Here is an 18,510-nt window from a genome sequence, read left to right as displayed (position 1 = left end):
ATACTTACCCCTGAATGAATTCGTTCAGGTCGAATACTTCACCGTACGGTGGGTAAACGCCCAGCAACATAAAGAAAATAACGTGGAAGGCCAGTGGGCAAAGCACCACTGACAGCGCCAGCCCTGCCGGGCTGCGTACGCCAAACAGATAAAGGGCCAGCGGTGCCACAATGGCTGTGGGTAACAGATAGCCAAACCAGCTGAACGACTGTTGATACAGCACCGCAATGATAAACAGGATGATTACATCCCGGGCACCCTGATTGCTTTGCCCGGTTGTTTCGGTGTGGGTATTACGCAGCGCGTCCAGCAGGCTGATGGCGGCAATAATCCCAAGTGCGACCGCGGCACCGAAAGGCACAATGCCTGCCCAGGTTTCTCCCGGGGAAGCGTCGGGTACCCGCAGGGCACCCCAGACAGCGACTGCACTGAGCAATGCCAGCACCAGTGCTTCACAGATGTTTCGAATAGCCATAACCTTTCCCGGAAAGTCAGTGTAAAAAAGCATTATGCCGGAGCCGCTCAGGCCCCGGTTTCAGAAGCAGGCGTTACTTTTTGGCTAAGCCTTCGACCAGCGGGGCGGCGTCTGCTTTCATGGCCGTCAGCGTGGTTTTTGCATGGCTGCCGGGCTGGTAGACCGGGCCTGTGCCCCGTTTGATCAGCAGCTCTGCAAATTCCGGTTTGGCGGCAATTTTTTCCAGTGCGGTTTCCATCCGGCTGATGATGTCAGCGGGGGTTCCCTGTGGGGCGAATACAATCACCGGTGAGGATACTGCAGCAAACGGGATGCCCAGTTCACCAAAGGATGGCACATCTTTCATGATCGCGTCCCGGGCATCGCTGTTGACGGCCAGCGCACGGAGCTGGCCTTCAAAGCCTGCCAGTTGCTGCACCCCCAGGAAGCCGAAATCTGCCTGTTCGCCGATCAGAGCTGCACGGGTCGGACCGCCGCCTTTGTAGGGTACGTCCTGCACCTGAATGCCGTTTTTCTGCATAAAGCCCAGCCCGCCGACAAAGTGGAATCCGCCCCGGCCGGAGTGGGCCCAGCGCAGATCTTCCGGGTTAGCTTTGGCGGCGGAAATGACGTCAGCAACGTTCTTGAACGGGCTGTTCACCGGCACCATCAGAGAGGTTTGCAGCAGACCGATCTGGGCCACGAACTGGAATGATTCCAGTGCGTCCAGCCGGGTCTTGCGGGTCAGGGTTGAGAGCAGGAAAGACCCACCGGAGGTCATCATAAAGGTGTAGCCGTCCGGTTTGGCATTGACGGCGGAGTTGGCACCGTTCAGGCCGCCGGAGCCGGGCTTGTTAACTACTACAACCGGGACTTTGAAAACGTCTTTGGCAGCCGCTGCAAGTGCCCGGGCATAGGCATCGGTACCGCCGCCGGCTTTATAAGGCACGATGATGTTAATCGGCCGCTTTGGCCAGTCGGCGGCCTGAGTGGCCGTGGCAAACGTACCGGCAGCGAGTGTGAGGGCCAGCCCGGTGGCCAGCTTTTTGAAGAAGGAACGGCGTTGCATAATGAGTCTCCTTATTTTTCTTATACTGATCAAATTAGCAGCAATATTCATTTACTAAAAATGCAAAAATGTTTAATTTGTTTGCGTATACGTAAAGTGTTGGGGTGTGAGATATGAATATCAAAGCGTTACGCGCATTCAGGGCAACCCTGAGCGGTGGCTCGCTGGCCGTTGCCGCGGAAAAACTGCACCTCAGCCAGCCGGCGGTGAGCCGCCTGATCACCTCACTGGAAGGTGAGCTGAAACTGGATCTGTTCGACCGTTCCGGCCGTAACCTGACCCCCACTGAAGAAGGCATGGCGTTTTACCGGGAAGCCGGGCGGATTCTCGATAATCTTGATGAAGTTCCCAGAATCGTGGCAGAAATCCGCGCCGGCCGGACGCAGATCCTGCGGGTAATTGCCATGCCCCGGGTGTCGCAGGCACTGGCATCGCCGGCGGTGGCGGCGCTGTTACAGCAACATCCGGATATAAATGTCAGCCTGGATGTGCGGGCCCGCCGGGAAGCCGGGGAGTGGCTGGTGGGCCGGGAATATGACATCGGCGTTGGGGCGTTACCGGTGGATCATCCGGACATTCACACCGAAGTGTTACTCAGAGCCCGGCCGGTGGCGATTCTGCCTGCCGGGCATCCGCTGGCGCAGCATTCGGCACTGCGGGCGGAAGATCTGGCGGAATATCCGGTCATCCGGCTGATGCGGGGCTTGCTGTTGCGCGATCAGTTGGATGACATTTTCAGTGCCGTGGGCATTGTGCCCCGGCATCTTTGTGATGTGTCTTCTTCTCAGGTGGCTTGCCAACTGGTGGCAGAGGGAGCCGGTATCACCATTGCGGATCAGGTGGTGGCTGCGAATATCGGTACGGATAAAATTGTCACCGTGCCCATTATCCCCAAGCGCTGGATGGCCTTCGGTTTACTCTATCCTAAAGCCAGTGTGGCAACCCCGGCCAGAGAGGCGTTTATTGAGCAGTTGCGGATACAGGCACACAGGCTGGCTGCCGCGTTCGCGGACATTGAAACGGTTGAGACGCGCTGAACAGACAATCGCAGCTGAAAAGTTTATGCACAAAATCTGTGGATAAACATGTTTGTAAGCTGAGCAGTTCTACTGCAGCCCACCAATCCCCTTATCTTTGTTATGACTGGTTAAATGCCGGGCAGTGATTGTTTTGTACTGGTATTTAGTATTATTGGTATGCTAAATTAAAGATCAATCATTCTCATTTAGATTAATCAGCCATGAATTCCCGTCATTATCTGCTCGCTTTCTCAGCGGGCATTGCTTGCTTCTGGTCTGCTGTTTCCGGCGCCGCTGCACTGGAAAAAACCCAGAAAACCCTTGCTGACGCTCAACAGCAGGCGGTCACCAAACAACAACAAATTGATGCGCTGGACAGCAAAACGGTTGCTGATCATCAGCAGTATCTGGATACCCTGCGTCAGGCGGATCTGCTGGATGCTTATAACCGTCAGCTGGCAAAACTGATCAGTGCCCAGCAAGAAGAGCTGAACAGCACTGAACAGCAGCTGGCTTCACTGGAACAGACCGAGCTGACTGTCCTGCCACTGCTGGAGCAGATGCAGGCAGGGCTGCGACGTTTTGTTGAGGCCGACTTACCTTTCCTGCAGAGCGAGCGTGAAGAGCGTCTGCAAAGGTTAGATAACTTGCTGAACCGGGCCGATGTCAGCCTGGCGGAAAAATACCGCCAGTTACTCAATGCCTATCAGACCGAGGTGGAGTATGGCCGCACGCTGGAAGCTTACAGCGGCGAGCTGATAAACGCCGCTGGCAGCCGGGAAGTGAACTTTATCCGCCTGGGGCGCACGGCACTGTATTACCAGACCCGGGATGGTCAGGAAAGCGGTATCTGGAATGCCGGCTCAGGCCAGTGGGATAACCTGCCGGACAGCCAGAATGTTGCGGTTCACAAAGCGATACAACTGGCGCGGCAGCAGGTGGTCCCTGATCTGCTGACGTTGCCTTTACCGGCGATTACTCAGGAGGTACAGCCATGAAACTGAGTTGTGTACTGGCAACCGTTTTACTGCTGGGCAGTGCGGTAAATGCCTCCGCGGCAGAAGCTGACATGCAGGCGCTGTTAAATACGGTTCAGGACAGGGTTGCCCGGGAGCAGGCTACCGATCAGCAGCGGCTGGCCACGTTCCGGCAATCCAGCCGGGAGCAGGTTAAATTGCTGCAGCAGGCGGAGGCACGGCTGGCCGCCAGCCAGCAGCGACAGACAGACCTGAAAACCCTGTTCGATGAGCAGGAGTCCTTGCTGGCAGAACAGCAGAACCTGCTGAAAAACCGCACCGGTCAACTGGGTGAAATTTTTGGTGTGGTTAAGCAGCAGGCCAAAGACCTGCAGGGCGTCCTGATGGACTCGCTGATCAGCGCAGAGCTGCCCGGCCGGGCAGAGCGGCTGGAATTCAGCGGCCAGCAGGAAGTGCTGACCCGTCATGAGCTGGAAGCGCTCTGGCAAACGTTTCAGCAGGAGCTGATTTACAGCGGACAGGTTAAAGCGTTTGAGGCCCCTGTGGTGATGACCAGTGGCGAAACCCATAACACCGAAGTGGTCAGGGTGGGGGCGTTCAATGCGGTTAGCGCTGACGGTGAGTTTCTGGTGTATGCCGATGACCGGCTGAAACAGCTGGCCCGCCAGCCGGACAGTTCGGTCCGTGCACAGGCTGCTGAGTTTGTCCGCGGAGAAGGCGATACCTTACTGGTTGATCCTAACCGGGGCGGGTTGCTGCAGTTGTTGTCACTCAAACCGACGCTGCAGGCGCGTATTGAACAGGGCGGCGGTGTCGGTTATCTGATTATCGGGCTGGGGATTGTCGGTTTACTGGTGGCGCTCTGGCGCTTGCTGGTCAGTACTTACACCGGCTTGCGGATTCGCCGTCAGCTGGCGGCGGTACAGAATCCGCGTAAAGACAACCCGTTAGGACGTCTGTTACTGGCGGCACAGGCCGGCGGTAGCCGCGAAGATATGGAAGTGCGTCTGGATTCGGCCCTGCTGGCAGAAACCCCGAAGCTTGAACAGGGGCTGGCGATACTGAAACTGATCGCTGCGGTTGCGCCGCTGCTGGGTCTGCTGGGCACAGTAACCGGTATGATCGGTACTTTCCAGAGTATCACCCTGTTCGGTACCGGTGATCCGAAGATGATGGCCGGCGGTATTTCTCAGGCGCTGATCACCACGGTGCTGGGGCTGTGTGTCGCCATTCCTCTACTGTTCTGCCACAGCCATCTGTTTTCCCGGACCCGCCGTACCCTGCAGTTCCTGCAGCAGAAGAGTCTGGCGATTCTGGTGGAACGTGAAGAAGCGCAGCAGCCGGAAGTGTTAGCGGAGGAGTATCCGGAGGCGGCCAATGCTGCCTGATACACAGTTTATGCAACTGATACTGGAAGAGTTTTTCCAGGCGGGCGGCCCGGTATTGCTGGTGCTGGCCGGGCTGGCGCTGTTGTTGTGGACGTTGTTACTGGAACGTTGTTGGTTTCTGGTGCGCAGCTTCCCGCAGATGCTGCGGGACTGTCAGACCGCAACTAGCTATGGCAGCTTTTTGCAGCAAAAATGCGCGGCGAATGTTGCTCTGCAGACATCACTGGCAATGATCAAAACCCTGATTGCCCTGTGCCCTTTGCTGGGGTTGCTGGGCACGGTGGTGGGCATGATTCAGCTGTTTGATGTGCTGGCATTGCGGGGGGCGGCTAATCCCCGTCTGATGGCTGCCGGGGTTGCTCAGGCAACGCTGCCGACGATGGCCGGCATGGTGCTGGCGGTCAGCGGACTGTTGTTTTATGGCCGTTTAAAGCGTTACAGCCAGCAACAGTGGCAACGTTTGAATATCTTAAGTAATAACTGGCGGAGCCGCTGCTGATGGCCGTTCGACCGAATTTTGAAATGCAGGAAGACGAATCCGGCATTGATATGACCCCGATGCTCGACATCGTTTTTATCATGCTGATTTTTTTCATTGTGACCACCACCTTTGTCCGTGATGCCGGCGTCGAAATTAACCGGCCGCAGGCGCAGAGTGCTGAGCCGGTGAAAGCGCAGGGCGCGCGTATCGCAATTACCGCAGACGGTGAGATCTGGCTGGACAAGCAGCAACTGGATATCCGTATGGTACGTCCTGCACTGGAACGGTTACGGGCCGATGAGCCGAATCTTGGTGTGCTGATTCAGGCAGATAAAGACGCCGGTACCGGGTTGTTAATTGAAGTGCTGGATGTGATTAATCTGATGGGCATTGAGCAGGTGGCGGTGGCTACCCGGGAAGACGGTTAATGGTCCGGCAAATTGCGTTTGTGCCATTGGCGCTGCTGGTCACGCTGATGCTGTTTCTGGTCATGGCCCGGCTGGCCGGCATTGGCGTGCCGGTTGAACAGGTGCTTCAGGAAACCCTGACGCTGAATATGCAGCAGTTGCGCTTCGATGATGAGTTGCAGGTACGCCAGCGGGAAGCCCTGACACCGCCGCAGTTGTCACAGCCTCAGCCAAGGCCCGATCAGCCGGAGGTGGATCTTAAGCCCCAGCTGGATATCCAGCCGGTGGCCGTGAAGCTGGATTTACCGGATATTGATCTGGATATGGCACTTAAAGTATCGCCCCATACGGATCAGCTGGAGGTGGCTAAACCGACACCGCCAAAACCGGCGAAGCCGGAGCCTGTCGCGGAACCTGTGGAAACAGTAGCGGCCCCTGCGCCGCCCACCGACGCCCAACCGACACCAGTACTGGCGCCTTCTGCTATGTCAGCCGAGTTGCCGATGAATGTCTCTGCGGCACCCCAGGTGCGGGTGAATCCTCAGTACCCCCGCCGTGCGTTGCGGCGCAAGGTACAGGGTTATGTGGTGGCGGAATATGAGGTGGATGCCGGTGGGAATGTGTTACCGGACAGCTTCAGAATTGTTGAGTCTCAGCCTAAAAAAGTCTTCGACAAGGTAGTGCGGCGCGCCATTCTCGGTTGGCGGTATGCGGCTACCGGAAGCCCTTACCGTACCCGGCAGCGGCTGGAGTTTAAGATTGAAAAATAATCTGAGTGCTGCGCGGGCGTCAGTCCGGCAGCGATAGAAAACAGGTTTAAGTTATGAAAGTGCGCATACTGCTACTGGCTTTGCTGGCCAGTTTTTCAATGGCAATGATCTCGCCGGTCATGGCGAAGGCGCTGTCGCCGGGTGTGTATAAAAAGCTGCTGGCGGTTCACGAATCTTACAATGACGGGGCATACGGTCAGGCGCTGAAGCAGGTGGACAGTCTGTTAGCGGGAAAACTGTCAGATTATGCCCGGGCGCAGGCATTACATATGTCCGGCGCGGTACGTCTTGCCCAAGAGAACTATGCCGGGGCGCTGCAGGCATTCAGCCAGGCGTATCAGCTCAAACAGCTGGAAAAACCCAGGCAGCTGCAGCTGTTGCACAACATTGCTCAGCTGAGTTATCAGACTGAGCAGTGGCAGCGCAGCCTGAAAAATTTCTCAGCCTGGCAACAGGCGGGGGGGAAGCCCGGGGCTAATGATTACCTGATGCAGGCACAGGCTTACAGTGCACTGAAAGACTGGCAGAAGGTGATTCCCGCTGCCCGGCAGGCCATTGCCCTGCATGCCTCACCACCGGATGCCTGGTATCAGGTACAGCTGGTGGCGCACTGGCGTCTGAAACAGTTTAAGCAGGCGACGGATTTACTCAAAGTGCTGGTGACCCGTCAGCCGGAAAATGCGTTTTTCTGGCAGCAACTGGCTTACGGATATCAGCAACAGAACGATGACAAATCGGTACTGGTAACCCTGCGTGGGGCTTATGTTAAAGGGGTGTTGCAGAGCGATAAGTACGTGCGCTGGCTGGCGCAATTACTGATTCAGGAAGGATCGCCGCAGCGGGCTGTGGAGATCATCCGTGAATCACTGACCGCAACGCGGCTGAAAAACAATCGCCAGACACAGAAGATGCTGGTGCAGGCGTATCTTTTAGCCAAAGATTATCAGGCCGCGCGGCCATTGCTGGAAATGCTGGCAGAGCGGACGGACAGTACCCTTATGTATCAGCAGCTGGCACAGGTGAATATGCAGTTGCGGCGTTGGCGGGCTGCCTATCAGGCACTGGGTAAGGCCATTGCGGCGGCACCGGATAACACCGGCCAGCTGTACATTATGCAGGGCATGGCCAGCCTGAATGATGCTCAGCTGGACAAAGCCCGGCAGAGTTTCCAGCGCGCCAGCGAATATCCGTCAGCTCAGGACAGTGCGAATAACTGGCTGAGCTATATTGAGACGCTGCAGAAAGACACTGATAATCCGGCTTAACACGCTGTTCCCTGTATTGCAGAGTAACTGCCTGCAATATTTTAGTTCTGTATTTAAACGTTTTTGTTATTAGCGGATCCCCGTAAAGCGGTTGCTAATATTGTTATGAAATGATTAAATGATAATACTTATCATTAAGAATAGCGTTTGTTGAATTTGTCTCCACGCTAAATCTGTTCAGTAAGAGAATCAAAAAGTGACCGATAAACCCGTTGTAGTTGCTTCGCAGGAAGAAAGACGGATTCAGCTTCAGGAGCTGATGTCGCAAAGCAATCAGGTAATCATCGTACACAACGGTGAAGATTACCGCTTGCGCATTACCCGTAACGGCAAGCTGATACTGACGAAGTAATTTTACCGGATAGCCGGCAAGGTTATCCGCTGCAGTTTCTGCAATACATATCCCCGCTAAGCCAGCCACCATACCGGCAGCCAGTTAGTGGATCGTTCAAAGGAATGATCAGGGTGCATCAGTGAATGCTGATGCACGTTTACGTACACAACTAACTGACAATTTAACTATGAAAACCATTCCCTCATTGCTGGCAACAGCTGTGCTGCTTTCGCACGCCCAAAATTTGCTGGCTGAAGACGATAACACCATTTTAGTCTCCGCTAAGGCACCGGTAACCGCTGAAGAATATTCGGGATCGGTCAGTGTGGTGACGGCCGCTGAGATCAAAGCCAGCGGTGCAACCAATCTGGTAGAAGCACTGGAAACCGCCCCGGGTATTACCACCGGCATTTCCGGTAACAATTCTTCAAAAGTGATCAAAATCCGCGGCATGGAAGCGGAATACAGCCTGATTCTGGTGAATGGCAAGCGTATCCCGAACAGCGACCGTAACCTGCCGTTTGGTCCGGGTTACCGTTATAGCTGGGTGCCGGTGGAAAACATTGAACGGATCGAGATTATCCGCGGTGCCGCCTCAAGCATTTACGGTTCAGATGCGCTGTCCGGTGTGATTAACATCATTACCAAACAGGCGGGTGATGAATGGAGTGGCTCGGTGACCGTTGATGCCCAGCGTCTTGATGGCTCCGGCGGTGGCGACGGTGAAGGCATTACCGTGACGGCCGCCGGCCCGCTGAGTGAAACCGTGGATCTGAGCATCGCGCTGGAAAAGAGTCAATCTGATGCGGTTGAAGATGATGACGGCCTGACGATCAAATCTGCCCGTGATGTCAGAAACCTGCAGGCGGATCTGGGCATTAATCTGGATGAAGTCAGCCGGTTACAGTTCGGCATCATTGCCGGTGACGAAGACGGTGAAGATATTGATAACAGCCGGGGCAGGGTTGTGCAGAATGATCTGGATCAGGAGCGCCGTTTATTCAGTGTGGATTACAGCACGGTGGTGAGCGGTTTTAACCTGAGCACCGGCGCGGTTAAAGGCAAGACTGATCTGACGGAAGGCACCAATGAGTGGAAGATCACCGAAGAGAACTACTCAGTGGATGTCGATGGTGCGCTGAATGACAGTCACTATCTGAGTGCGGGTATTGAACGGCGAATCGAAGGTGCTGACCGGTTCGACCGTGATTTTGCTGACGAATTCCGTTCCTGGTCGCTGTACCTGCAGGACCGTATCGACCTGACTGATGCCCACAGCCTGACGCTGGGAGCTTCATATGATGATCATAACCGCTATGACAGCGAGATCAGCCCGAAGGCTTACTGGAACTGGCAAATTAATGATGCCTGGAGCATGAAGGCCGGTTATTCCCACGGTTATATCGCGCCTTCGATCCGGGAAGGTTCCAGCCAGTATGTCATTCCGGCAGGCCCGCGCCGTTATGAAGGTAACGATGATTTGCAGCCGGAAACCAGTGAAACCAAGGAAGTCAGCCTTGCCTATGTCGGTGATGCCTTTGATGCATCAGTCGCGGTTTTTAATACCGATATCGATGACCTGATCACCACCACAGATACTGTCAGCGGTCCGATTACAATTGCGCAGTACAACAACGTCGATAAGGCACAGATCAACGGTCTGGAAGCATCTGCCGGCTGGCAAGTGACGGACACCAGCAAGCTGAGCTTTAACTACACCTTCCTCGATACCGAAAATAAGAGCGGTGACAACGAAGGTAAGGAACTGACCAAACGTCCCCGCCATACCGCTAACCTGAAACTGAACCAGATGCTGCCGTCGATCGACAGCAGTCTGTATCTGGCGGTGCGTTCGGTCAGTAAGCAATACAACGATGCTGCCAACACCAGTGAAATTGACAGCCATACCCTGGTGAATGTCGGCTTCACCAAACATCTGGGAGAGAACGTTGATGTACAGGCATCGATTTATAACCTCGGTGATAAACGGGTGATGGATAACACCGAAGCGGTGGAAGTTGGCCGTGAATACCGGTTATCACTTTCTTATAACTTCTGAGGACCGGCGCCGGAGCCGGTAACCGGCTTCAGCCCACCCGCGTAAGCAGTATGCCGTGTTGTTTTTCCCCCTTTAAAGCAACACGGCATCGCGCGTTAACAACCTACTTTTGATGATGTGCCTGGTGAGCAGGCAACAGTGGAGCACATAACATGCCATTAACCGATGTATTTACCCGTTCTGTGAGCAACAGCGAACTGCAGCAGCGCTTTGCCCAGCTGATGGCGGCTGAACCTGAAATCCGCCGCCGGGACATTGCCCATAAACTGGATGTGTCGGAAGCGGCGCTGATTGATCAGCAGTGCGGTGTACAGAGTGTGCGGCTGAATGATCAGTTTGCTGACATGATCCAGGCCATGCCGGATCTGGGTTACATCATGACCCTGACCCGTAATGAATATGCCGTGCATGAACGCAAAGGTATTTACGACAATGTCCGTATCGGTGGCCCGATGGGGTTGGTGATTACCGAAGACCGCAAGATTGATTTGCGGATTGTGCTTAGCCGCTGGGCGTTTGGCTATGCCGTGCGGGAAGAAACCGCCCGGGGTGACCGCTTCAGCCTGCAGTTTTTTGATCATACCGGCACCGCGATCCAGAAAATATTCCTCCAGCCGGATAGCTATGAACAGGGCTACGCTGAGCTGGTAAATACCTTCCGTGCCACTGAGCAGGGCGGCGAAGAAACTTACAGCGATACCGTGGAAGTGCCGGAATATGCTGCCGATGAGCAGGTGGATGTGGCCAGACTGACTGAAGAGTGGCTGGCCATGACGGATGTACACCAGTTCTTCGGCATGTTGCGCCGCCATCAGGTCAGCCGTGAGCAGGCGTTCCGCTTAGTCGGCGCACCGCATGCGGAGGCGATTGATCCGGCGGGCATCGTTACCTTGCTGGAACAGGCGGCGGCAAAAGCACTGTCCATCATGTGTTTTGTGGGTAACCGGGGCAATATTCAGATTCATACCGGGCCGGTGAAAACCATTAAGCGGATGGGGCCATGGCTGAATGTACTGGACCCTGAGTTTAACCTGCATTTGTTGGAAAACGGGGTCGCCGGTGCCTGGCTGATCCGTAAACCAACGGAAGATGGTATTGTGACGTCGGTTGAGTTGTATGACCATGCCGGCGAAACCATTGCCCAATTCTTTGGCCAGCGGCAGGAAGGCAATCCGGAAAATGCTGTCTGGCGTGAGCTGGCGGAAAGTCTGCCGGGCCGGGAGGCTGTTGCATGATCCGCCGTTCTTTGCTGAAGCCTTTGCTGGCCGGGCTGATCATGCTGTCGCCACTGGTACAGGCTGCCCCGGAAAGAATCGTCTCTGCCGACGGCTCCCTGACCGAAATTATTTATGCGCTGGGCGAAGAGCACCGTCTGGTTGGGGTTGATACCACGTCCGGTTATCCACAGCGGGCCAGAGAGCTTCCCCAGATAGGCTATAAGCGCAATATTTCAGCGGAAGGCACTTTATCACTGGCCCCGCAGGTGATGATAGCCACGGCAGATTCCGGGCCGGACACCACCCTCCGTCAGATTACTGCCGCGGGGGTAGACATTCATCAGTACAGCGCAGCGCCGACACTGGCAACGGTGCGGGAGAAAATTATCGGGCTGGCGACACTGGTGGATAAACCTGAAGAAGGTCAGGCACTGTGGGCCACGGTCAATGGCTCCGTGACTCAGGCACAGCAGCGTTTAGCAAGCGTCAGTCAGCCGGTGCGGGTGATGTTTGTGCTGAGCAATGCCAACGGCAGCGCCATTATCGGCGGTGAAAACACCCATGCAGATACCATTATCCGGCTCGCCGGCGGGGTGAACGCTGCATCCGGTTTTGAAGGCTATAAGCCGATGCCTGATGAGGCGATCGCGGCGGCCATGCCGGACATCATTCTGATGATGACCCGGGAAGGGAATCACGAAGTGAACAGTGAAATCCTCTCTAAACCGGGATTTGCCATGACCCCGGCAGCCACTGAACAACGTCTGGTGAAAATGGATGGCATGCTGATGCTGGGCTTTGGTCCGCGGATCGGTGAAGCGGTCGAAGGGCTGATCCGGGCGTTTTATCCGGATGCCGGTCAGCTGGCTGCACACTCTGCAGGGCAGCCGGCACAGTGATGACGGGCATGGTATTAACCGCCCGGGAGCGGCGGGTGAAGTGGTCGCTGCTGAGTCTGGTGGCGGCCCTGACACTCAGCATGTTGCTGTCGGTGGGCGTCGGGCCCATGTCGATCAGCATGGCGCAGTCCTACTATGCCGTACTGGCAAGTGTCGGTGTGATGGTGGCGGATGTGCCCGCACATATCCAGCTGGTGATTGAATCGATCCGTTTACCCCGGACCGTTCTCGGGATGCTGGTGGGGGCGGCGCTGGCGGTTTGCGGTGCGGCGATGCAGGGCTTATTCCGCAACCCACTGGCGGATCCGGGGCTGATCGGCGTGACCGGCGGGGCATCGCTGGCGGCGGTGGCAATGATCGTACTGGGCGGCAGTTATTTTTCAGCACTGACTCAGTGGCTGGGGCCGTACGCGCTGATGGCCGCTGCATTTGCCGGCGCATTTCTGACCACCCTGGTTGTGGCAAGGATTGCCACCACCCGGTATGGCACGTCGATAACGACCATGTTACTGGCGGGCATTGCCATCGGCATTGTCACCGGTGCCGGTGTCGGCATTATGACCTACATGGCGGATGATGCGCAGCTGCGTACGCTGACGTTCTGGAGCATGGGCAGTCTGGGCGGCGCCACCTGGGAAATCATCATCGCCGCAGGCCTGTTAATCTCCGTGACGCTTGTCGGCCTGCCCCTGCAGGCGAAGAATCTCAATGCGCTGTTGCTGGGGGAGTCGGAAGCCCGGCATCTTGGGGTGCGCATTGAAGCGGTCAAGAAGCGCATTATTTTACTGACGGCGCTGGGGGTCGGTGCCAGCGTAGCGGTCTCCGGCATGATTGGTTTTGTCGGCTTAATCGTCCCGCACATTGTGCGCCTGACGCTGGGGCCGGATCACCGTTATCTGTTACCGGCATCGGCATTACTGGGGGCGCTGTTTCTGCTCTGTGCCGATATGCTGGCCCGGACGCTGATCGCGCCGGCCGAACTGCCTATCGGGCTGATTACGACAATTATCGGCGGGCCGTTCTTCATCGGAATGGTTATTTACCGTGCCCGTAAGCTGGGCTGAGCGGAGGTTTCTATGGGTTTCAGTGCAAGTCATATCTGTTTTCGGGCGGGCAGCAAAGTCATTCTGGATAATGTTACCGTTCAGGTTCAGCCCGGTGAAATGGTCGCCGTTCTGGGGCCAAACGGTGCGGGAAAATCGTCATTGCTGAAGATTATGGCTGGCGAACAGCGGTTTTTCAGTGGTCAGTTACACCTGAACGGCCGTCATTACGGAGACTGGTCTGCCGGTGAGGTTGCCCGGATGGTGGGGGTCCTGCCCCAGTCTTCTGAACTGCTGTTTCCTTTCAGTGTGGCAGAAGTGGTATTGCTGGGGCGGTTACCCCACAGCACGGGCCGGATACGTGACCGGGAAATTGTATCTCAGGCACTGCAGCTGCTGGATGTGGCACATCTCAGTGAAGCGCTGTATCCGGCGTTATCCGGCGGTGAAAAGCAGCGGGTGCAACTGGCCCGGGTGCTGACCCAGATCTGGGAGCCATCGCCGGCAGGAGAGCGTTTTTTGCTACTGGATGAACCCACCTCCGCACTGGACCTGTCCCACCAGCATCAGACGCTGGAGACTGCCCGGCAGTTATCCCGGGAAGGTGCCGGAGTACTGGCCATTCTGCATGACCTGAATCTGGCGGCCCAGTATGCTGACCGGATAATCCTGTTGGGTGGCGGCCGGCTGGTGGCAGAGGGATCTGTGGATAAGGTGCTGGTGCCGGAGCAGATCCGGGCGCTTTACGATATTGAAGTCACAGTGATGCGCCATCCCCGTGAGGATCGGCCCTTAGTGGTAACCCTGTAAAGCGCAGACGCAAAAAAGCAGCTGACGTTGCCGTCAGCTGCAAGTGTTGTGGCAGAGAATGCTACAACAGAGAACCTTTACGTGCTTCAGTCAGCGGTGAGCCAGTCCCAGGCACTGTTTATCTCAGCCAGGTTGAAGTGTTTTTCTTCCACGCCAATATACTTTGCGATGCGGGCGTCCTGGCGGATCAGCCAGGCCAGTACCTCTGAATCCACCACAATTGCCAGACGCTCAACCGCGTGGATGTGGGCAGACATCCACTTCAGATCTTCCCAGAGTGCGGCGGCTGATGCGCCGGTGTAGTCATTCACATCCACCAGTACCCGGACCTTACCGTACGCGGCAATGCCATCATTCAGCAGATGAATCATGGTTTTTTCGTCGTCCAGCGACAGTTTTCCGGTGATTTTAAAGCCGTAGGTACTGGCTTCACTTTGCGGGAGTAATTCGAACATGCTGTCTGGCCATCGGTTAATTTGCTGACAGTATGGCGGGGAATATGCGGGAAAACTGTTAGCCAGCTAACAGCATCTGCCGGACAGGAGCAGAGCGCATAAAAAAAACCGGCTCAGAGGAGCCGGTTCAGCGTTAAGGGTGAGGCCTGATCAGAAGAATCCCAGCGGATTAATGTCGTAGCTGACCAGCATATTCTTGGTCTGCTGATAGTGATCCAGCATCATCTTGTGGGTTTCCCGGCCTACCCCGGATTTCTTGTAACCGCCGAATGCTGCATGGGCAGGGTACATGTGATAACAGTTGGTCCATACCCGGCCGGCCTGAATGCCCCGGCCCATACGGTAGGCTTTGTTCATGTCCCGGGTCCAGACGCCGGCACCCAGACCAAATTCCGTGTCGTTGGCAATGGCCAGCGCTTCGGCCTCATCTTTAAAGGTTGTCACGGATACTACCGGGCCAAAAATTTCTTCCTGGAAGACCCGCATGCTGTTGTTGCCTTTCAGCAGAGTCGGTTCAATGTAGTAACCTTCATTGAAACCCTGCTCCAGTGCGGCGGCGCTGCCACCGGTCAGTACCTGAGCACCTTCCTGACGGGCAATTTCAAAATAGCTGAGAATCTTGTCGTACTGCTGCTGTGAGGCCTGTGCACCCACCATGGTGTCGGTGTCCAGCGGGTTACCCCGTTTGATTTGCGCCATGCGTTCGATCACTTTGGCAATGAAGTCATCGTAGATATCTTCCTGCACCAGCAGGCGGGACGGACAGGTACACACTTCGCCCTGGTTGAAGAACGCCAGAACGGCCCCTTCAATACACTTGCTGACGTATTCATCTTCCTGATCCAGCACGTCGGAGAAGTAAATATTCGGCGATTTGCCACCCAATTCTACGGTAGAAGGAATGATATTTTCTGCCGCACATTTAAGGATGTGTGAACCGGTAGGGGTTGAACCGGTGAAGGCGATCTTGTCGATACGGGTATTGGCTGCCAGTGCTTGTCCGGCTTCCGGACCAAAGCCGTTGACCACGTTCAGCACACCTGCCGGTAGCAGGTCGGCGATCAGTTCGGTAAGCAGCAGGATGCTGGCCGGCGTCTGCTCGGCAGGCTTAAGCACGACACAGTTACCGGTTACCAGTGCCGGTGCCAGTTTCCAGGCGGCCATCAGTAATGGGAAGTTCCAGGGAATAATCTGGCCGACGACACCCAGTGGTTCATGGAAATGATAGGCTACGGTATTGGCGTCGATCTCGCCGATGCCACCTTCCTGCGCGCGGATACAGCCGGCGTAATAGCGGAAGTGGTCCGCAGCCAGGGGTACGTCAGCCGCCAGGGTTTCCCGAACGGCCTTGCCGTTATCCCAGGCCTCAGCCACTGCAAGGGCCTCAAGGTTGGTTTCAATCACATCGGCAATTTTCAACAGAATGTTAGAGCGCTCAGTGACGGATGTGGCCGCCCAGCCAGCCTTGGCGGCGTGGGCTGCATCCAGTGCCAGTTCGATATCTTCAGCGCCGGAGCGGGGGATCTGGCAAATGACTTCGCCGGTTACCGGGGTGGGGTTATCGAAATACTGACCGTTAACCGGGGCGACCCATTCGCCGCCGATGAAGTTTTCATAGCGGGCTTTAAAGCTGACGACGGCGTCGGCGGAACCTGGTTTTGCATATATCATTTAGTCGACCTCTTATTGTTTTTTTCCGGTAATGCACATACTTTTGTCTGATAAGGAATCAGCTGTTGAACAGCATACGCGGGGGCAGTTTGCAGCACTGTCCCACCAGTCCAGAACTGTTGCTTGTCGTTCTGGTGCGTTGCACAAAAATAACAACAAAGGATATGCATATGATCTCTTCGCAACGACTGGCGCAGCTGCGGCGACCGCAGGTGCTGGTAGAAAACCGGGTCAGCTTTGGGGCGGCGGATTCGGAATTGTCGATTTACGATACCTATCTGCCCGCTGAGCAAGTGGGTCTGAAAGCCGATCAGCTCCTGTATTGCGGCATGATCAGCGGCCGTAAAATTATGCACAGTGGCCGGCGCAAAGTGGGGGAGCACTTTCTGCCCCATGAGTCGTTTGTGATTGCGCCCGGGGAAGCGGTGAATATTGATTTTCCCGGTGCCAGTGATCAGTCGCCCACCACCTGTATGACGGTTGAAATCAGTAACGAACGGGTGCAGCAGATTGCCGACCGGATGAACCGGCAACTGGGCCGTGCCGAGGGGCTGGGTGAATGGCGTTATCTGCCGGAATATCTGCATGTGCATCATGCTTCGGCGACTCAGTCACTGCTGGAGCATCTGGTGCATGTCTATGCGGAAAATCACCCGGACCGGACGATGATGGTGGAGCTGGGGGTCACAGAGCTGGTGATGCGGATGCTGCGTCATCAGGGACGGGAGTTTATTCTTCAGCACTGTACTGAACAGCCGGATAATAGCGGGATGACGGCGGTGGTTGATGCGATACAGCAGCAACTGAATGAACCGCTGGATATCGACGGCCTGTGTCAGTTGGGCTGTATGAGCCGCAGCCGGCTATACAGCGAATTTAACCGGCAGTTGGGCTGTTCTCCCGGGGAAATGCAGCATCAGTTACGCATGCAGGAAGCTGCCCGCCGACTGGCGACCTGCGAGCCCATTACCACCATCTGTTATGACCTTGGCTACACCAATCCCAGCCACTTCAGCCGGCGCTTTAAGCGCTGCTTTGGCTGTTCGCCCAGTGAATTCCGCCAGCGGCAGATGTGTGGCTGATAAACATCGCTGAATGCTGGTCTGACAGCGGTAAGTGATCCGTAAAGTCCACCTCTGCGTAAAGATGCTCAGAGGTGATCATTATGGGCCGCAATAGTTGGCAGGGTCTGAGCGAAAATATCTGGGTAAATCTGTTGTGGTTTCAGTTGCTCTGGTGGCTGAGTATCCTGCAGACCGACAGCGCCCGCTGGCCGGTTCTGCTGTTGCTGGTGGCCCACTTAGTCATGCATCGTCATCTGTTTACCGAGGCTTTGGTAATCACCGCCTGCGGCTGCCTTGGCTTTATCGTTGACAGCTTGCTCACCCTGCTGGGGTTCTTTCGTTTTTATCCCGACACTGTGCTGCCGCCGTTCTGGCTGTTTCTGCTCTGGCTTGGCTTTGCCGCGACCCTGCGTCAGGGGCTGAAGTTTTTTGTCGGCCGCTGGTATCTGGCGATGTTATCCGGGGCAGTTGCCGGGGCTGCGACGTATTTTGCCGCCGCTGAACTGGGGGCCGTAGCCCTGGGCTGGAGCGATGTTGAGAGCGTGCTGTTACTGGCAGGAATCTGGGCGCTGATGTTTCCGGGGCTGTTGTGGCTCAGCCATTCTCTGGGGCGGCGTTATGTTTAAACACCTGCGTTACTGTTTGTTCTGTGTGTTCATGCTGCTGCCGTTAACGTCAGTCGCGGAACTGCCAAAGGGTCTTCGGCCGGTGGGGGAAGCCAGCCTGAGCTTCCTCTGGTACGACGTGTATCAGGCACGGCTGTTTAATCTGCAGGGGCAGTACGATGGTCTGAAAGCGCCGCTGGTATTGCAGATTATCTATCGGCGGGAAATCACCGGACAGGTACTGATTGAACAAACCGCCAATCAGCTGAGAAATAAAGTCCCGGAAGAACAGATCCAGCTCTGGCTGCAGGAGCTGGCATCCCTGTGGCCGGATATCCGTACTGATGATCAGTTGACCTTTCATATGAAGTCTTTCGACAGTGGCGATTTTTATTTTAACGGCCGGTTGCTGGGGAATGTTGAGCATCCGGGGTTTGCCCGGGCATTTATCAATATCTGGCTGGCGGATGATGGCCGTTATTCGCGTATGGCAAAACAGTTACGGGGTGAGCCGGCCCCCTGA

20 protein-coding genes are annotated in these 18,510 nt (G+C 55.8%); 16 read left to right on the top strand and 4 right to left on the bottom strand.

Annotated elements, in window-relative coordinates:
- Window positions 1-4: 4 nt before the first annotated feature.
- Together PCI15_RS22275 and PCI15_RS22270 are read right to left on the bottom strand one after the other, a co-directional pair.
- Window positions 5-475: a tripartite tricarboxylate transporter TctB family protein gene (locus tag PCI15_RS22275; protein ID WP_271272059.1), complete on the bottom strand. Its 471-nt coding sequence runs from the start codon at window positions 473-475 to the stop codon at window positions 5-7.
- Between the two features lie 73 nt (window positions 476-548).
- Entirely contained in the window at window positions 549-1,523 is a 975-nt protein-coding gene (locus PCI15_RS22270; protein WP_271272058.1) for a Bug family tripartite tricarboxylate transporter substrate binding protein, read from the bottom strand.
- A gap of 113 nt (window positions 1,524-1,636) precedes the next feature.
- Here PCI15_RS22270 and PCI15_RS22265 point away from each other — a divergent pair, with 113 nt between their 5' ends.
- The 13 genes from PCI15_RS22265 to PCI15_RS22205 all read left to right on the top strand — a co-directional run bounded on the left by PCI15_RS22265 (window position 1,637) and on the right by PCI15_RS22205 (window position 14,192).
- Window positions 1,637-2,560 carry a LysR family transcriptional regulator gene (locus tag PCI15_RS22265; protein ID WP_271272057.1) on the top strand — a complete coding sequence of 308 codons (924 nt, stop codon included), beginning with the start codon at window positions 1,637-1,639 and terminating at the stop codon, window positions 2,558-2,560.
- 203 nt (window positions 2,561-2,763) lie between these two features.
- Complete coding sequence (locus tag PCI15_RS22260) at window positions 2,764-3,540, top strand: DUF3450 domain-containing protein (protein WP_271272056.1); 777 nt, start codon at window positions 2,764-2,766, stop codon at window positions 3,538-3,540.
- Complete coding sequence (locus PCI15_RS22255) at window positions 3,537-4,907, top strand: MotA/TolQ/ExbB proton channel family protein (protein ID WP_271272055.1); 1,371 nt, start codon at window positions 3,537-3,539, stop codon at window positions 4,905-4,907. Before PCI15_RS22260 ends, PCI15_RS22255 begins: the two co-directional genes overlap by 4 nt.
- Window positions 4,897-5,406: a MotA/TolQ/ExbB proton channel family protein gene (locus PCI15_RS22250; protein ID WP_271272054.1), complete on the top strand. Its 510-nt coding sequence runs from the start codon at window positions 4,897-4,899 to the stop codon at window positions 5,404-5,406. Before PCI15_RS22255 ends, PCI15_RS22250 begins: the two co-directional genes overlap by 11 nt.
- Complete coding sequence (locus PCI15_RS22245; RefSeq protein ID WP_271272053.1) at window positions 5,406-5,816, top strand: ExbD/TolR family protein; 411 nt, start codon at window positions 5,406-5,408, stop codon at window positions 5,814-5,816. The genes PCI15_RS22250 and PCI15_RS22245 overlap by 1 nt, the downstream gene beginning before the upstream one ends.
- Window positions 5,816-6,565 carry a TonB family protein gene (locus PCI15_RS22240; RefSeq protein ID WP_271272052.1) on the top strand — a complete coding sequence of 250 codons (750 nt, stop codon included), beginning with the start codon at window positions 5,816-5,818 and terminating at the stop codon, window positions 6,563-6,565. Before PCI15_RS22245 ends, PCI15_RS22240 begins: the two co-directional genes overlap by 1 nt.
- 53 nt (window positions 6,566-6,618) lie before the next feature.
- A complete protein-coding gene (locus PCI15_RS22235; protein ID WP_271272051.1) occupies window positions 6,619-7,830 on the top strand; it encodes a tetratricopeptide repeat protein in 1,212 nt (403 codons plus the stop codon).
- A 196-nt stretch (window positions 7,831-8,026) separates the two neighbouring features.
- Window positions 8,027-8,182, top strand: coding sequence for a hemin uptake protein HemP (hemP, locus tag PCI15_RS22230; RefSeq protein WP_271272050.1), 156 nt, complete (start codon window positions 8,027-8,029; stop codon window positions 8,180-8,182).
- A 169-nt stretch (window positions 8,183-8,351) separates the two neighbouring features.
- Complete coding sequence (locus tag PCI15_RS22225) at window positions 8,352-10,223, top strand: TonB-dependent receptor plug domain-containing protein (protein ID WP_271272049.1); 1,872 nt, start codon at window positions 8,352-8,354, stop codon at window positions 10,221-10,223.
- Window positions 10,224-10,375: 152 nt separating this feature from the next.
- The gene (locus PCI15_RS22220) at window positions 10,376-11,458 is read left to right on the top strand and encodes a hemin-degrading factor (protein ID WP_271272048.1); all 1,083 of its coding nucleotides are present in this window, start codon (window positions 10,376-10,378) and stop codon (window positions 11,456-11,458) included.
- Window positions 11,455-12,339 carry a heme/hemin ABC transporter substrate-binding protein gene (locus PCI15_RS22215; RefSeq protein WP_271272047.1) on the top strand — a complete coding sequence of 295 codons (885 nt, stop codon included), beginning with the start codon at window positions 11,455-11,457 and terminating at the stop codon, window positions 12,337-12,339. The genes PCI15_RS22220 and PCI15_RS22215 overlap by 4 nt, the downstream gene beginning before the upstream one ends.
- Complete coding sequence (locus PCI15_RS22210) at window positions 12,339-13,403, top strand: FecCD family ABC transporter permease (RefSeq protein ID WP_271272046.1); 1,065 nt, start codon at window positions 12,339-12,341, stop codon at window positions 13,401-13,403. The genes PCI15_RS22215 and PCI15_RS22210 overlap by 1 nt, the downstream gene beginning before the upstream one ends.
- A gap of 12 nt (window positions 13,404-13,415) precedes the next feature.
- On the top strand, window positions 13,416-14,192 hold the full coding sequence (locus PCI15_RS22205; RefSeq protein WP_271272045.1) for a heme ABC transporter ATP-binding protein: 777 nt from the start codon (window positions 13,416-13,418) through the stop codon (window positions 14,190-14,192).
- Between the two features lie 86 nt (window positions 14,193-14,278).
- On the opposite strand, the gene PCI15_RS22200 is transcribed toward PCI15_RS22205, so the two are convergent.
- Both PCI15_RS22200 and exaC read right to left on the bottom strand, forming a co-directional pair.
- Window positions 14,279-14,647, bottom strand: coding sequence for a SpoIIAA family protein (locus tag PCI15_RS22200; RefSeq protein WP_271272044.1), 369 nt, complete (start codon window positions 14,645-14,647; stop codon window positions 14,279-14,281).
- A gap of 150 nt (window positions 14,648-14,797) precedes the next feature.
- Window positions 14,798-16,318, bottom strand: a complete 1,521-nt coding sequence (exaC, locus tag PCI15_RS22195) for an acetaldehyde dehydrogenase ExaC (RefSeq protein WP_271272043.1) — start codon at window positions 16,316-16,318, stop codon at window positions 14,798-14,800.
- A 170-nt stretch (window positions 16,319-16,488) separates the two neighbouring features.
- Here exaC and PCI15_RS22190 point away from each other — a divergent pair, with 170 nt between their 5' ends.
- The 3 genes from PCI15_RS22190 (at window position 16,489) to PCI15_RS22180 (ending at window position 18,510) form a co-directional block, all read left to right on the top strand.
- Window positions 16,489-17,400 carry a helix-turn-helix transcriptional regulator gene (locus PCI15_RS22190; RefSeq protein ID WP_271272042.1) on the top strand — a complete coding sequence of 304 codons (912 nt, stop codon included), beginning with the start codon at window positions 16,489-16,491 and terminating at the stop codon, window positions 17,398-17,400.
- A gap of 83 nt (window positions 17,401-17,483) precedes the next feature.
- On the top strand, window positions 17,484-18,008 hold the full coding sequence (locus PCI15_RS22185; protein ID WP_271272041.1) for a DUF2878 domain-containing protein: 525 nt from the start codon (window positions 17,484-17,486) through the stop codon (window positions 18,006-18,008).
- Window positions 18,001-18,510 (top strand): chalcone isomerase family protein, encoded by a 510-nt coding sequence (locus PCI15_RS22180; protein ID WP_271272040.1) that lies wholly within the window; start codon window positions 18,001-18,003, stop codon window positions 18,508-18,510. The genes PCI15_RS22185 and PCI15_RS22180 overlap by 8 nt, the downstream gene beginning before the upstream one ends.

This window comes from Aliamphritea hakodatensis (genome assembly GCF_024347195.1).
Taxonomy (GTDB): domain Bacteria; phylum Pseudomonadota; class Gammaproteobacteria; order Pseudomonadales; family Balneatricaceae; genus Amphritea; species Amphritea hakodatensis.
This window is presented reverse-complemented; position numbering and strand designations above follow the sequence as displayed.